Annotated in this window: 16 protein-coding genes; 3 read left to right on the top strand and 13 right to left on the bottom strand. The window is 34.7% G+C overall.

Annotation, left to right across the window (positions count from 1 at the left end):
• Nucleotides 1-4 precede the first annotated feature (4 nt).
• The 6 genes from V4D31_RS03565 to V4D31_RS03540 are packed head-to-tail and all read right to left on the bottom strand — an operon-like array spanning nt 5 to nt 4,376.
• Nucleotides 5-481 (bottom strand): hypothetical protein, encoded by a 477-nt coding sequence (locus tag V4D31_RS03565; protein ID WP_353686870.1) that lies wholly within the window; start codon nt 479-481, stop codon nt 5-7.
• A 1-nt stretch (nt 482) separates the two neighbouring features.
• Complete coding sequence (locus tag V4D31_RS03560; RefSeq protein ID WP_353686869.1) at nt 483-1,088, bottom strand: ABC transporter substrate-binding protein; 606 nt, start codon at nt 1,086-1,088, stop codon at nt 483-485.
• Nucleotides 1,088-2,449, bottom strand: coding sequence for a TolC family protein (locus tag V4D31_RS03555; protein WP_353686868.1), 1,362 nt, complete (start codon nt 2,447-2,449; stop codon nt 1,088-1,090). The genes V4D31_RS03560 and V4D31_RS03555 overlap by 1 nt, the downstream gene beginning before the upstream one ends.
• Entirely contained in the window at nt 2,430-2,873 is a 444-nt protein-coding gene (gene mlaD, locus V4D31_RS03550) for an outer membrane lipid asymmetry maintenance protein MlaD (RefSeq protein WP_353686867.1), read from the bottom strand. The genes V4D31_RS03555 and mlaD overlap by 20 nt, the downstream gene beginning before the upstream one ends.
• Nucleotides 2,854-3,609, bottom strand: coding sequence for an ABC transporter ATP-binding protein (locus V4D31_RS03545; protein ID WP_353687080.1), 756 nt, complete (start codon nt 3,607-3,609; stop codon nt 2,854-2,856). The genes mlaD and V4D31_RS03545 overlap by 20 nt, the downstream gene beginning before the upstream one ends.
• On the bottom strand, nt 3,606-4,376 hold the full coding sequence (locus tag V4D31_RS03540) for an MlaE family lipid ABC transporter permease subunit (protein WP_353686866.1): 771 nt from the start codon (nt 4,374-4,376) through the stop codon (nt 3,606-3,608). The genes V4D31_RS03545 and V4D31_RS03540 overlap by 4 nt, the downstream gene beginning before the upstream one ends.
• A gap of 101 nt (nt 4,377-4,477) precedes the next feature.
• On the opposite strand from V4D31_RS03540, the gene V4D31_RS03535 reads away from it, so the two are divergent.
• A complete protein-coding gene (locus V4D31_RS03535) occupies nt 4,478-5,350 on the top strand; it encodes a peptidyl-prolyl cis-trans isomerase (RefSeq protein WP_353686865.1) in 873 nt (290 codons plus the stop codon).
• On the opposite strand, the gene mnmE is transcribed toward V4D31_RS03535, so the two are convergent.
• The 7 genes from mnmE to thrS are packed head-to-tail and all read right to left on the bottom strand — an operon-like array spanning nt 5,351 to nt 11,314.
• Nucleotides 5,351-6,733: a tRNA uridine-5-carboxymethylaminomethyl(34) synthesis GTPase MnmE gene (gene mnmE / locus V4D31_RS03530; protein WP_353686864.1), complete on the bottom strand. Its 1,383-nt coding sequence runs from the start codon at nt 6,731-6,733 to the stop codon at nt 5,351-5,353. It abuts the gene before it with no gap.
• A complete protein-coding gene (gene yidC / locus V4D31_RS03525; protein ID WP_353686863.1) occupies nt 6,730-8,274 on the bottom strand; it encodes a membrane protein insertase YidC in 1,545 nt (514 codons plus the stop codon). Before yidC ends, mnmE begins: the two co-directional genes overlap by 4 nt.
• A 4-nt stretch (nt 8,275-8,278) precedes the next feature.
• Nucleotides 8,279-8,503, bottom strand: coding sequence for a membrane protein insertion efficiency factor YidD (yidD, locus tag V4D31_RS03520; RefSeq protein WP_353686862.1), 225 nt, complete (start codon nt 8,501-8,503; stop codon nt 8,279-8,281).
• Complete coding sequence (rpmH, locus tag V4D31_RS03515) at nt 8,485-8,625, bottom strand: 50S ribosomal protein L34 (RefSeq protein WP_012545609.1); 141 nt, start codon at nt 8,623-8,625, stop codon at nt 8,485-8,487. The genes yidD and rpmH overlap by 19 nt, the downstream gene beginning before the upstream one ends.
• A gap of 15 nt (nt 8,626-8,640) precedes the next feature.
• Entirely contained in the window at nt 8,641-8,841 is a 201-nt protein-coding gene (gene rpmI / locus V4D31_RS03510) for a 50S ribosomal protein L35 (RefSeq protein WP_353686861.1), read from the bottom strand.
• A 59-nt stretch (nt 8,842-8,900) separates the two neighbouring features.
• Complete coding sequence (gene infC / locus V4D31_RS03505) at nt 8,901-9,392, bottom strand: translation initiation factor IF-3 (RefSeq protein ID WP_353687079.1); 492 nt, start codon at nt 9,390-9,392, stop codon at nt 8,901-8,903.
• A gap of 32 nt (nt 9,393-9,424) precedes the next feature.
• Nucleotides 9,425-11,314: a threonine--tRNA ligase gene (gene thrS, locus V4D31_RS03500; RefSeq protein WP_353687078.1), complete on the bottom strand. Its 1,890-nt coding sequence runs from the start codon at nt 11,312-11,314 to the stop codon at nt 9,425-9,427.
• Between the two features lie 283 nt (nt 11,315-11,597).
• Here thrS and dapA point away from each other — a divergent pair, with 283 nt between their 5' ends.
• Both dapA and recN read left to right on the top strand, forming a co-directional pair.
• Nucleotides 11,598-12,473, top strand: a complete 876-nt coding sequence (gene dapA, locus V4D31_RS03495) for a 4-hydroxy-tetrahydrodipicolinate synthase (RefSeq protein WP_353686860.1) — start codon at nt 11,598-11,600, stop codon at nt 12,471-12,473.
• A complete protein-coding gene (gene recN / locus V4D31_RS03490) occupies nt 12,470-14,104 on the top strand; it encodes a DNA repair protein RecN (RefSeq protein WP_353686859.1) in 1,635 nt (544 codons plus the stop codon). The genes dapA and recN overlap by 4 nt, the downstream gene beginning before the upstream one ends.
• Nucleotides 14,105-14,166 lie beyond the last annotated feature (62 nt).

The following is a 14,166-nucleotide window of genomic DNA, read 5'->3' as shown; positions in this document are numbered from 1 at the left end:
GCTGCTACAGAACCTCCAGAATTTTCTTGAAAATATTTTGCATTTCTCTTTTAACTTCCCTGCTTATATAAGGTCTGAGCTTATTAATTAATTCATCTTCTTTTTCCCCAACAAAACACTGTTGTTTTATGCCCAGTAGAGATTGTATTTTTTGCTTAAATTCTTCTAAAGTAAATGGTTTAACAATGAAATCAACTCCCAGGTTTCTTAATTGCTCAAAATTTATGGAAGAGTAAAAATTCAGAACTGCCAGAACAGGTAATAAAAGAGAGTATTTTTCTCTGATTTTTTGAAGAAAGTTTATTAAATCTGACTCTTTTACATCAACACCTAAAACTATTAACTGAGGACTGAGCTCTTCAATGCTCTGCAAAGCTTTATCAGTCTCTGAAAAGGTTATAATTGAAAAATTATCCTCCTTTAAACTGCCTAAATAATCCGACAAAAAGGGTAATTTTTCCAATAAAAAAATTTTATACATATCACTTCTCCCTCATCAATTCTTCTGCTTGTTTTGTTTTCATCCTTTTTACAAGTTCCTGATATGAATGAGTGCGAATTATCTTGTTAAACTGGCTGCGATAGTTACTTACAAGGCTGACTCCTTCAATAACCACATCATAGACCTTCCATTCTTTTCCATTGAAATAAAGTCTGTAGTCAATTGGAATCTCTTTTTTGTCTTTTGTAATTATCTTTGTTTTTACTTCAGCATACTTACCATTTTCAATTCTTTCATCGGTATAAACTACTTCCTCAGTAGTGTAAGACTCAATTTTTCCACTGTAAGACCTTTCAAGAAGGTCCTTGTAAAGTTCAACAAACTCTTTTTTCTCCTGAGGTGTTCTGTCTCTCCAGTAAATACCAAGAGAACGTTTTGCCATTTCATCAAAATCAAAAACTTTACTGATTTCTGCTCTCAATGCAGCTCTTCTCTGCTGCCTCTTTTCTCCCTTGTACTTAGGGTCTTTGAGAATGCTTATTACCTTATCCACAGTTTTTTTAATCTGTTCCTTTGGCGAAACAATAGCAAAAGCAACGGATATGGTAAAAATTAAAATTAACAAAATTATTAAAGATTTTTTCATTATTTAACCTCCCTTTCTCTGTCAAGTCCAGATGCCTGAAGCAAATTTGCAATAGCCATTTTTTGATTATAAAGTGCTTTTAAGTGATTTACTCTTGTAGTGGCATATGCAAGCACAGCATCAGCTAAATCCTTTGTTTCTCCCAATCCCATATCAAGATTTGCCTGAGCAGTTATAAGCCATTTTTTCGCATTTTGATAAGCATCCTCCATATCCCTGGCAGATTTTGTTGCTTCCTCGAGTTCATAATAGGCTTTCATAATCTGAACTGGAATTCCCTGTTCAGCAAGTTTTTTCTTTTCAAGAATTTTTTGATACTCAATCCGAGCCTCTCTTACTTTTCCCTTTGTTATTCCAAAATCAATGTTAAGTTTCATACCAACTACTGCAGCCAGCATTGAGTCATTAAGAGGATCAGAAATGTAGGGATTATGTATTCTGTCTCGGTTTGTAGCACCTGCGAGAGAGCCTTTAATAAGGAAAAATATCTGAGGATAAAAGTTGCTCTTTTCAACATCAACCAGAGCCTGTTTTGCTTTAAGTCCTTCTTTGATCTGTATCATTTCAGGTCTTAGCTGAAAAGCCTTTGCAATTAACTCATCCGGTCTGATGTATGCTTCTTCATATTTTAAAGGTTCTGTAATTATCTCAAGCTTTGTATTCTGTGGAGTTCCTGTCATGAATTTCAAAGCTTCTATTATTATTGCTTCATTTTTGTCAATTTCATTTAAATTTCTTTTAACTTCACCTAAATAAGTTTTAAGTTTGTAAAGAGTGAGTTCATCAGTAGAGGGAATATCTTTTTTTAAATCCTCTTCAGTTCTTTTTATTGCCTTTTCAAGTTCATCCTTTATCTCATTGGCAAGTATCCTCAAATCCCTTATCATAGAAAGGCTCCAGTAAAGTTCCTTTGTCTTTAAAATAATTTCTGAACGTTTTTTTTCAAGCTCTGCCTCTGAAACCTTTATCCCTCCTTGGGCTGCTTTCTTGTATCCTGAAATCTTTCCAAAGGTATAAATTGGCTGAAGCAGCTGCATTGTAATCATGCCAAAAACACCATTAATTGTGGTTGATTTAACATCAGTTCTTATCTCTGGAGATATTGCTTCTTTGCGTGCCTCAGGAGATGGACCTGCTAAAGCCATAAGCTCAATCTGTGGAAATACTGCAGCCTGAGCCTCACTAAGTTTTGCTTTATAGATTTCAATGTCCTGTTTGTATTCACCAAGCTCTGGATGAAATTTAACAGCTCTTTCAATGCACCCTTTAAGGTCAACAATAACTTTGTCTTCTGCAAAACAAACTGAAGAAAGCAGAACTACAGTAAAAATAATTAAAATTTTAAATTTTCCCGAACACATATTTTGATAATACCTCCTCTATATCTATAGATGACTCTGTCTCTCTAATTTTACCATTGTGTGCAATATATTGCTCAGAACCACCAGGTGTAATCTGAATATATTTTTCGCCAATTAATCCTTTTGTTCTTACAGAAGCAATAGAATCCTCGGGAAGTTTGATTGAATTTAGTATTTTAAGCTCTACCACTGCCTGGTATCTATTGTTAAGAGTAACCTTCTCAACAGAACCAACAGGAACTCCTGCAATCTCGACAACAGAGCCTTTTTTAATTCCTCCTACTTTGTCAAACTCTGCATAAACAGTGTAATAACCACTCTGAAACATATCAATCTTACCAAGTCTGAAAGAAAGCCAGCCAAGTGCAAGAATGCCGATCAAAACAAATACTCCAACTATTATTTCAAGATTTTCCCTTTTCATTGCTTCCTCCGTTTTCTATTCCCATTATAAAATTTTTTACAACAATGTTTTCACTTTTTTGAATTTCTTCTGGAGTTCCAATTTCAACAATTTTTCCATCATGAAGCATAGCAACTCTGTCTGAAATCTCAAAAATCTCTGGAATTTCATGACTTATTATTAATCCAGTAAATCCATACTGTCTTTGAGTGTCTCTTATAAGCTTATGAATTGAGCGAACCAGAATTGGATCAAGTCCTGTTGTTGGTTCATCAAAAAGAATTATCTTTGGATGAGCTATTAAAGCCCTTGCAAGAGCAACTCTTTTACGCATTCCTCCACTAAGCTCAGCGGGATATTTGTATTCCATGCCCTGAAGTCCTACATCACTTAAAGCTTTCATAACTCTGTCGTTAATCTCTTTTTTATTCAATTTTGTTTTCTCTGTAAGAGGAAAGGCAACATTATCATACACAGTCATTGAATCAAAGAGAGCTCCTCCCTGGAAAACAACTCCAATGTCTGCTCTTATTTCATCGAGTTGGCTGCCTTTAAGCTTTGTTATGTCCATGCCTTTTATAAAAACACTTCCTTTGTCTGGCTTTAATAATCCCACAATATGCTTAAGAAGAACAGATTTACCACCCCCACTTCTTCCAATTATAGCAGTTACTTCACCTTCATTTATAATTAAATTAACACCCTTTAAAACCTGTTGTTTTCCAAATGATTTGTAAAGCTCTTTTATTTCAATCACAATAAAAAGGCTCCAAGCATATAATCCCATATAAGTATAACAACAGAAGAAAGAACAACAGCATTTGTTGTTGCCCTGCTTACTCCTCTTGCTCCATAACCAGCATAATAACCCATAAATGTGCATATCCATGTAACAAGTAAACCAAAACTCAGTGATTTGTATAAGCCAATTCTTATATCTTCCATATCCACATACAACTCCATCTGAGAAAAATAGGTGCCTTCACTGAGTCCAAGAGCATGAACAGAAACCACATAGCCACCATAAATTCCAACAACATCAAAAATTGCTGTTAAAAGAGGAAAGGTAACTATCCCTGCAAGAATATTTGGAACAACCACATATTTCATGGGATTTACAGCCATAACAGTCAGAGCATCAATCTGTTCAGTGATTCTCATAATTCCAATTTCAGCTGTTACTGCAGAACCAGCTCTTCCTGTAACCATCAATGCACATAAAACAGGACCAAGCTCTCTTATAAGAGAAAGAGCAACAACAGGACCGAGTAAAGCATCTGCACCAAATTTATTTAATGCGTAAAATCCTTGAAGAGCCAAAACCATTCCACTGAAAGCACCTGTAAAAATCACAACAATCATTGATTTATTTCCAAAAAACCTTACCTGTCTGAGAAAATTTTTAAATTTAAATGGAGGGGTAAAAATGTAATAAATTGAATCAACAAGAAAAATAAACATTCTTCCAAGAAATATAAAAAGCTCTATTGCGTATTTACCGAGAAATTTTATAAATTTTGTCATTGAATTTTTAAAATATATATTTTGGTCTTTTTTTGTCAATATTTGCTTAAAATTCTAATTTAATGTTAAAGTAAAAAAATTTTTAAAAAAGGAGATGTCCAATGAAATATTTAAAATTCTTTATTTTTTTAACAATCTCTTTAATGGTTTTTTCCTGCAGTAAAAGCGATGAAGTGGTTGTAAAAGCTGGCTCATCAAAGCTAACAAAAAAAGAGCTTCAGGAAGACCTTAAAAGCCTTCCTCCCCAAACAAAAGCCTTTCTTGCCACTCAAGAAGGTATAAATCGTCTCAAGGATGAATTAATTAAAAGAGAAGTTTTATATGAAGAAGCAAAGAAAAAAGACCTGGCAAAATCAGAGGACTTTAAAAGACGAGTTGAAGAATTTAAAAAAATTACACTTATTAATATGTTGCTTGAACAGGAATTGAAAAATTTACCTCAGGTGACTGAAAAGGATGCAAAAGATTATTATGAAAAAAACAAGGACCAGTTTATTAAACCAGTAGAGGTGAGATTAAGCCAAATAGTTGTAAAAAATGAACAAGAGGCTAAAAAAGTCTATGAAAAAATAGACAAAGGTGAAGATTTTGCCAAAATAGCCAATGAGCTGTCAAGGGATGAAAAAACAAAATCCATTGGAGGAGATATAGGATTTTTTAAAAAAGGTCAACTAAATCCACAAATTGAAAATGTTGCCTTCAGCTTAAAAAAAGGACAGGTAAGTATGCCACTGAATTTAAAGGGACAACTTTACATATTCAAAGTTACTGATGTAAAAGGGGTTCCAATTGATTTTGAACAGATTAAACCACAATTAATGGAGCAGCTTAAGGCAAAAAAACAGCAAGAGTGGTTTCAGAGTTACATTGAAGAACTAAAGAAAAAATATAAAGTAGAAGTAAATGAAAAGGCTTTACAGGAAATACTAAATCAAGCTTTGATTGGAGGCAAACCTGAACAACAGGCTAAATAATTATTTACCAATGCAGAATTCACTAAAAATTAAATTTAATATATCTTCAGTAGTAACAACACCTACAATCTGACCAAGAAAACTTAGAGCCTCTCTGAGAAACATGGCAGTTATCTCAAGAGGCTCTTTTTCTTTAAAACTTTGAAGGGCATTATTCAATGCCTGCAGTGCATTCTCAAGTGCTATTTTATGCCTCATTTTTGTTATAACTACACCTTCCTGTTCATATTTACCTGAAATCGTCGTATTGAAAATAAGCTCCTTTAACTCTTCTATACCTTCTCCTTTTAAGGCTGAAATCTCAACTCGTGGCTTATCTTTTAAAACCTCCGGCAAACAAAATTCCTTACTTTTTATGTCTTTTTTATTTATTACAACAATAATTTTTTTATGAATTACCCTGTTTATTATTTCTTCATCAAGACTATCAATGGGTCTGCTGCTGTCAAGAACAAGAAGAACAAGCTGAGCAAGCTCAACAGCTCTGAGAGTTCTCTTTATTCCTTCTGCTTCTACAAGGTCATGGGCTTCACGAATACCAGCAGTATCAACTATTTTAAGAGGCATGCCCTTAATATTTACATACTCTTCAATAATATCTCTCGTAGTACCTGGAATTTCTGTAACAATAGCTCTGTCTTTCATTAAAAGAGCATTCAGCAGAGATGACTTACCCACATTTGGTTTCCCAACAATTGCAGCTCTAAGGCCTTCCATGTAAATTTTTCCTTCTTCATATCCTTCAATGAGTTTGTTAATTTCCTCTTTTATACGATTTATTTCAGTTTGAATCTCCTCCTGTGTTAATCCATCTATATCTTCTTCAGGAAAATCTATATAAGCTTCCACATGAGCACAGACTCTCATCAAAGAATCTCTCAATTCATTGATTTTTTTTGAAAGCCTTCCACTTAAATGCTCTAAAGCAATTTTTTGAGCCTGTTCAGTTTTAGCTCTGATAAGGTCTATTACTGATTCAGCCTGACTCAGGTCAATTCTTCCTCTTAAAAATGCCCTTTTTGTAAACTCACCTGGTTCAGCAAGACGAGCACCCTGCGAAATAACCAAATCAAGAATTCTTTTTAAAGTTACATATCCACCATGACAGTTTATTTCAACTACATCTTCTCGTGTATAAGTATTTGGAGCTCGCATAACAGTTACCAGTACTTCATCAATCTTTTGCCCTGTTTCAGGATCAATTATAAAACCATAGTGAATAGTATGAGTTTTTACCACCAAGAGATTCACTCCCTTTGAGCTCTGAAATATTCTGTTTGCAATAGAAATTGCCTCTTTCCCGCTTATACGGATTATTCCAATACCACCTTCTCCTAAGGGCGTGCTTATGGCAGCAATTGTGTCAAACTCTGAAGAAATCACTTAGCTTTTTTTATCTTCTGGTTAATATAAAATTGTTGGGCTATTCCAAATATGTTGTTTACAAGCCAGTAAAGAACAAGCCCTGAAGGGAAACTCAAGAATACAAATGTAAAAACTACTGGCATAATCAGCATTATTTTTTGCTGAGTTGGATCTGCAGTAGAAGGTGTCATCTTTTGTTGAATCAGCATTGTAGCACCCATTAAAATGGGCAGAATATAATAGGGATCCTTTGCTGAAAGATCATGAATCCATAACATAAATGGAGCCTGCCTGAGCTCAATTGCTATTGTAAGGATCTTATAGAGAGCAAAAAATACAGGAATCTGAAGAAGTATTGGAAGACATCCACTCATTGGATTGATTTTGTATTTTCTATAAAGTTCCATCATCTCCTTTTGAAGTCTCTGAGGATCATTCTTGTATTGTTCTTTCAATTGCAGTAACTTGGGTTGAAGCTCACTAAGCTTTTGCATTGACTTCTGCCCGCGGTTAACTATGGGAATAAAGGGAATTCTTACAAGTATTGTGAGAATTATTATGGCTATTCCGTAATTTCCAACAAAACTATAAAGAAGCTTTAAAAACCAGAAAAGAGGACGGGCTATAATTGAGAAAAATCCAAAGTCAACAATGTGCTCAAGCCCGACATTGAATTTTTTGAGATAATCATAGTCTTTCGGTGCAGTGAATACTTTATACTGATTTATTCCATCCTGAAACTCTGCTGCTATGAGAGTATTTCCATTATAAGGTAAAACAACGAATTGTTGAGCTTTACTGACAGGTACAATGGCTGAAAAAAAGTATTTATCCTCTTGAGCAATCCATTTTACACCTTCTTTGTATGTAACAGGTTCTTTTATTTTTGAGGGATTGAGCTCAATTCTCTGAGCTTCTTTTAAAATTACAGGACCCCAGTGAGGTGCATTTGTTTTATCAAAAATTCCAAAATCCTCTCCCAGTGTTACATAATAAGAACCTATACCACTTACTTCTTCTTTTACATCCATTGAATAATCAGCTTTATTAAAAATAAAACTTCTTTTAATTGAAATGCTACCATCGCTCCAGTTAAATACAACCACTGCTTCCGTGGAATTCTTAAATGTTGCCTTTGAATCGTCTACATTGAAAATAATCTTTGCATAATCAACTTTACCGTCCTTAATTATTGAAATTGCTGGAATTTGACCAGAAGAAAGTTTAATAGGATTACCATTTGAATCTTTATATTTTTTCAATTCCACTGATTTAATAGTTGCACCTTCATTTGAAAGAACCACTTTGAAGACTTCATTTTCTACAACCACTTCCTTATACTTTACATCTTTGACTATTGGTTTTGTTTCTTCTTTTTTGTCAGAAGGAAAATGAAGGATTTGTGAAGTAACAGGTTTTTCCTCTTTTTTAACTTCTTCCTTTTGCTGAACTGGCTGATTTTGTGGCTTATAATACTTTGTGTATAAATACTGGCTACCAAAAAGTATAACCATACTTAAAATTACTGCTAAAAATGCTCTTAATCCTGTTTTTTCCATGTCCTCACCTTAATGGATCATATCCTCCTCTATGAAATGGATGACATTTAAGTATTCTTTTAATTGCGAGTAAAATCCCCTTTACTCCATATTTTTTTATAGCCTGTTCAGCATATTCTGAACAAGTTGGATAAAATCTACATGCAGGAGGCATAAGTGGTGATATAAACCTCCTGTAAAATCTTATTAAAAATAAAGAAACTCTGGATATTAAGGAGTTAATCTCCATCTACCTTTCGCTCTTCTTCTTTTTATTACTCTTCTTCCACCCGGAGTGCTCATCCTTTTAAGAAAACCGTGAGTTCTTTTCTTTTTAAGCTTATGGGGATGATAGGTTGTATAGGCTCCCAATTTTTAACCTCCCTTTTAAAATTTGTAAGGAATAAGAGTTCTTATAGCCTTATATTGAGTTTCGTCAACCTGAGCTGGATGCCTTAAATGTCTTGTCCTCTTTGAAGGTTTGCCTGTAAGTAAGTGGCTCTTGTTAGCTCTCCTGCGCATAATCTTGCCGGTTGCTGTAACTTTAAATCTTTTTGCCGCTCCTCTGTGTGTTTTGAGTTTTGGCATAAATAATCTCCTCCTAACTGAGTTTAGATGGATATTTTAATAAAATTTTAATGAAATTATCAATCTTTTCCAGGAGCTATAATCATGCTCATGTTATTACCTTCAAGGCGGGGTTCCTGCTCAATTCTATGAGCAAAACCTATAAGAAGAGCCTTTATTTTATCAAAAACTTTAATCCCCAGTTCAGGATGAACAATTTCTCTTCCTCTGAAAAAAAGTGTTACTCTTGCTTTATCTCCGTCTTCAAGAAATCTTTTAATATGTTTTACTTTTAGTTGAAGGTCATGGTCTGAAATCTGTGGCCTTATCTTTATTTCTTTTACTGTAGGAGTCTTCTTTGATGAGCTCTTTTTGTCAAGTTGATACTTATATTTTCCATAGTCCATTATTCTACAAACTGGTGGATTTGCATTTGGTGCTACTTCTACAAGATCGTAACCTCTTTCCCTTGCTATCTGAATAGCCTCTCTGGTGCTTATCACTCCAATCTGTTTACCATTTTCATCAACCAATCTTACTTCCTTTGCCTTAATAGCTTCATTTACTCTAATTTCCTTTGTTGCTATCTTCTCACCTCCTCAATTTATTTTCTCTGCTGTATTCTTTCAAAAAGCTGCTGTGAAAACTCATCAATTGTTATAAGTTCAAGATTCTTTCCTTCTGTCAATCTTACTGTAATTTTACCACTTTCTATTTCCTTATCACCAACTATTACCATATAGGGCACTTTATTCAAAATTGCCTGCCTTATTTTATAACCTATTTTTTCATTTTCAGTATTGAGTTTTACTCTAAAACCTTTTTCCATAAGCTTTTCATAAACCTGTGTTGCGTAGTCCACATGTTTTTCAGAAATAGACATAACCTCAACCTGTACAGGAGCAAGCCATAATGGAAAGGCACCAGCATAATGCTCAATCAACACTCCCATAAATCTCTCAAGAGAACCCATTAAAGCTCTATGAATCATAATAGGTCTATGTTCTTTACCATCTTTTCCTCTATATGTGATATCAAATCTTTCTGGTATATTAAAATCAACTTGAATTGTGCTACACTGCCATGCTCTGTTTAATACATCTTTTATTTTGATATCAATCTTTGGTCCATAAAAAACTCCTTCTCCAGGATCAATCTGATAGGGGAGACTTCTTTTTTTAAGTGCCAGTTCCAGAGCTTCTGTTGCTTTTTCCCAGTTTTCAAGGCTTCCAACATATTTTTCCGGTCTTGTAGAAATGTATATTTCATAATTGTCAAATCCAAAGGTCGATAAAATAAATATTGTAAAATCAAGAACTTTTTGAATCTCTTCCTCAAGCTGTTCTTCTGTGCAGAATATATGAGCATCATCCTGAGTAAATCCCCTCACCCGGAGCAGTCCGTGTAAGACTCCAGATCTTTCGTATCTGTAAACTGTTCCAAGTTCTGCAAATCTTAATGGAAGATCTCTATAACTGCGAAGTTCAGATTTATATACCTGAATATGGAAAGGACAGTTCATTGGTTTAAGCTGGTAGGCAATTTCATCAATATGCATGGGAGAAAACATATTTTCTCTGTAAAAATCAAGATGCCCGCTTTTACTCCATAGCTCAAGTTTTGCAATATGAGGCGTATAAAGAAGTTGATATCCTGCTTTTAAATGTTCATCTTTCCAGAAATCCTCTATGATTTTTCTGACAATTGCTCCATTGGGAAGCCATATTATAAGTCCAGGACCTACTTCTTCGCTTATTTCAAAAAGTTTGAGTTGCCTACCAAGTCTTCTGTGGTCTCTCTTTTTAACTTCTTCAAGAAATTTAAGATACTCATCAAGTTCCTGTTTTGTTTGAAAAGCTGTTCCATATATTCGCTGTAACATCTTATTTTTTTCATCGCCACGCCAGTAAGCTCCAGCAACACTAAGAAGTTTAAAAGCCTTGACCATTCCAGTATGAGGTATATGAGGTCCTCTGCATAGATCAATAAATCCGCCTTCTTCATATACTGATACCCGGTCATCTTCTATTTCATTAAGAATCTCAACTTTATAGGATTCACCAAGGCTTTCAAAAATTTTAATTGCTTCCTGTTTTGAGATTTCCTTTCTGATAAAGGGGTTTTTTGCTTTTATAATCTCCTGCATTCTTTTTTCTATTTTGTTAAGGTCTTCTTCTGTAAAAGGTTCATCTTTGTCAAAATCATAGTAAAATCCATCTTCAATGGCAGGTCCTATTGTAACTTTTACCTCAGGAAATAAATCTTTTACAGCATGAGCCATTATGTGGGCAGTGCTGTGCCTGAGGATTTCAAGCCCTTCCTTGCTTTCAGATGTGATTAATTCAATTTCTTCCTCTCTATTGAGAGAAAATAATGAAGATAAATCTTTAAGCTGTCCATTAATTTTGATTGCTATTGCCTGCTTTTCCTTAAAAAGTTTCTCTAATTGCTCAGGCTCTAACTCAAAAATACTGTCGTTAACTTTTACTTTTATGCTCAACCTCCTAAAATTTTTTTCAAGTTTTATATTAATCTAAAACTCAAGTAATAATCAATACCTAATGTTACTGATAGAAAATAATCTATTGGAATGACTGTAGCGTTTTTGGGTTATAAATCTCGAGTAGCAGAGCGTTCAACAGAAGAGATTATCCTTTGCTACTACTGTTGGAAATATAGAGAAAGAAAACTCAGTGTCATGAAAAGATTTCACTTGACAAAGTCGGGTCAGATATAAAAGAATTAGACAAAAACAAAACTAAGTAAGGAGGGAAAAGATGTTTAAAGGTTCAATGGTTGCAATAGTAACACCTTTTAAGAAAGGCAAAGTGGATGAAAAGGCTCTTGAAGAGCTTATAGAATGGCATATAAAGGAAGGAACTCATGCTATTGTTCCATGTGGCACAACTGGTGAGGCATCAACTCTTGATTATGAAGAGCATTACAGAGTTATTGAAATTACTGTAAAAGTCGTAAACAAACGAATTCCTGTTATTGCAGGAACAGGCTCAAACTCAACAGAAGAGGCAATAGTGATTGCCCGCAAAGCAGAAAAACTCGGCGCAGACGCTTGTCTTTCAGTAACTCCATATTATAATAAACCTACTCAGGAAGGACTGTATAGACATTTTAAAGAAATCGCAGACAAAACAGGACTGCCGATGATTCTCTACAATGTTCCTGGAAGAACTTCAGTGAATATGTTACCGCAGACAGTGGCTCGCCTTGCTGAGCATCCGAGAATTGTTGGAATTAAAGAGGCTACAGGAGATATGAAGCAAGTAAGCGAACTTATAAGACTCTGTGGAGCTGAGTTTGCTGTTATTTCAGGAGATGATTTTACAAATCTGCCTCTCCTGTCGCTTGGTGGAAAAGGCTTTATATCAGTAACTGCAAACATCTGCCCAAGAGACATGGCAGAGCTATTTAATGCATGGGAAAGAGGAGACATTAATCTTGCGAGACAATTACATTACAAACTGGAGCCTCTTAACAAAGCAATGTTCATCGAAACAAATCCCATTCCAGTTAAAACAGCCCTTGCAATGATGGGTAAAATAAAAGAGGAATTCAGGCTTCCTCTATGTGAGATGTCGGAAGCGAACAAACAAAAACTTGCGGAGGTTTTGCGTAGCGCTGGTCTTATTAAATGATTGAAGAGCTTATAATTAAAAACTTTGCAATTATTGACAGTCTTTCAATTCCGCTGGCAGAGGGATTTAATGTCCTTACAGGTGAGACAGGAGCTGGAAAATCTATAATTGTTGATGCTATAGGAGTTTTGCTTAAGGAAAAAGTATCAGCCTCTGATTTTGTGAAACACGGTAAAAATGAGGCTGTCATAGAAGTGGCACTCAGTGATGTAAAGATTGCAGAGTCAGAGGATAATCTTGTAATTCTTAGAAGAGTTCTTCCAGTTCATGGAAAGACAAAGTCATACATAAATGATTCAATTTACACATCTCAGGGATTTGTAAAAATTGCTTCTCAGCTTATAAACATTCATGGACAGCATGAACATACCTATCTTTTAAAAAAGGAAAATCACATTGATTTTTTTGACACAATTGCAGGATTAAATGAAGAAGTAAATGCCTTTGCTGAAATTTATGAAAAAGTTCTTACAATAAGAGAAAAAATTGAGCTACTTAAGAAGGAACTCATAACAAAAAGGCAGAAAAAGGAGCTTATGGAGTTTCAACTGAAAGAGATTGAATCTGCTCAACTTAAAGAAGGAGAGGAAGAAGAACTAAATGAACAGAGAAAGATACTTAAAAATGTTTTAAAGCTTAAAGAGCTTGCTGAAAACGCCTTCAGTCTTCTTTATGATGAAAAAAACTCGGTTCATGAAAATCTTTCTCAAACGCTAACAACTCTTAAAGAGCTTGCTCGTTTTGACTCAAAAGCAGAGGAGATAAAAAATCTCGTAGAATCAGCTCTTGCCCAGATTGATGAAGCTATTTACTCCTTAAGAAAACTTAAAGAAAGCTATGAGCCAGACCCATTTACTCTTGAAAAGATAGAGGAAAGACTTACACTACTGAACAAACTTAAGTCAAAATATGGAGGCTCAATAAGAGAAATCCTTGAATACGCAAAAAACACTGAGAAAGAACTCAGTATTGTCAGTATTTCAGAGGAAGAAATTAAAAAACTGCAAGAAGAACTTAACACTGCTCAAGCAGAGATGCATAAACGAGCAGAGGAACTTTCACAAAAGAGAAAAAATCTGGCAAAAAGAATTGAAGCCCAGGTCAATGAAGAGCTTAAAGAGGTTGGATTCAGTAATCCTCAATTTGAAATAAGAATCAGCGAAAAAGAGATTTCATCAAAAGGCAAGGATGATGTGGAGTTTTATTTTTCGGCAAATCCAGGAGAACCTCCAAAACCTTTAAGCAAGGTCGCATCAGGAGGAGAACTGTCTCGTTTAATGCTCGCTCTTAAATGTGTTGAGCTTAAGGAAGCAAAAAAGGATATAAAATCAATGACTTTGATATTTGATGAAATTGATGCTGGAATTGGAGGAAGTGTGGCAGAAAATGTTGGGAAGAGACTTAGTGAGCTTGCAAGGTATTATCAGGTGCTTTGCGTAACTCATCTTCCGCAGATTGCAGCAAAGGCTCAGCATCATCTAAAGGTAGAGAAAGTTATATCGGATGAAAAAACAGTTGTAAAGGTTGAATTGCTAAATAAGGCAAAGAGAAAAGAGGAAATTGCCCGAATGCTGAGTGGACGAATCACAGAAAGTTCCCTTTTTCACGCTGAAGAACTGCTTCAGGATTGAAATAAGTTAGTTGTTGCACTGTAGTCAAGATAAATCATTAAATTTATGTTATTATTTATATT

The sequence above is a fragment of the Thermodesulfovibrio sp. 3462-1 genome (genome assembly GCF_040451425.1).
GTDB classification, from domain to species: domain Bacteria; phylum Nitrospirota; class Thermodesulfovibrionia; order Thermodesulfovibrionales; family Thermodesulfovibrionaceae; genus Thermodesulfovibrio; species Thermodesulfovibrio obliviosus.
This window is presented reverse-complemented; position numbering and strand designations above follow the sequence as displayed.

Bases quoted from the DNA above. Each gene is read 5' to 3' on its own strand.
- V4D31_RS03565 (WP_353686870.1), bottom strand. From the start codon at position 481: ATGTATAAAATTTTTTTATTGGAAAAATTACCCTTTTTGTCGGATTAT.
- V4D31_RS03560 (WP_353686869.1), bottom strand. From the start codon at position 1,088: ATGAAAAAATCTTTAATAATTTTGTTAATTTTAATTTTTACCATATCC.
- V4D31_RS03555 (WP_353686868.1), bottom strand. From the start codon at position 2,449: ATGTGTTCGGGAAAATTTAAAATTTTAATTATTTTTACTGTAGTTCTG.
- mlaD (WP_353686867.1), bottom strand. From the start codon at position 2,873: ATGAAAAGGGAAAATCTTGAAATAATAGTTGGAGTATTTGTTTTGATC.
- V4D31_RS03540 (WP_353686866.1), bottom strand. From the start codon at position 4,376: ATGACAAAATTTATAAAATTTCTCGGTAAATACGCAATAGAGCTTTTT.
- V4D31_RS03535 (WP_353686865.1), top strand. From the start codon at position 4,478: ATGAAATATTTAAAATTCTTTATTTTTTTAACAATCTCTTTAATGGTT.
- yidC (WP_353686863.1), bottom strand. From the start codon at position 8,274: ATGGAAAAAACAGGATTAAGAGCATTTTTAGCAGTAATTTTAAGTATG.
- yidD (WP_353686862.1), bottom strand. From the start codon at position 8,503: ATGGAGATTAACTCCTTAATATCCAGAGTTTCTTTATTTTTAATAAGA.
- rpmI (WP_353686861.1), bottom strand. From the start codon at position 8,841: ATGCCAAAACTCAAAACACACAGAGGAGCGGCAAAAAGATTTAAAGTT.
- dapA (WP_353686860.1), top strand. From the start codon at position 11,598: ATGTTTAAAGGTTCAATGGTTGCAATAGTAACACCTTTTAAGAAAGGC.
- recN (WP_353686859.1), top strand. From the start codon at position 12,470: ATGATTGAAGAGCTTATAATTAAAAACTTTGCAATTATTGACAGTCTT.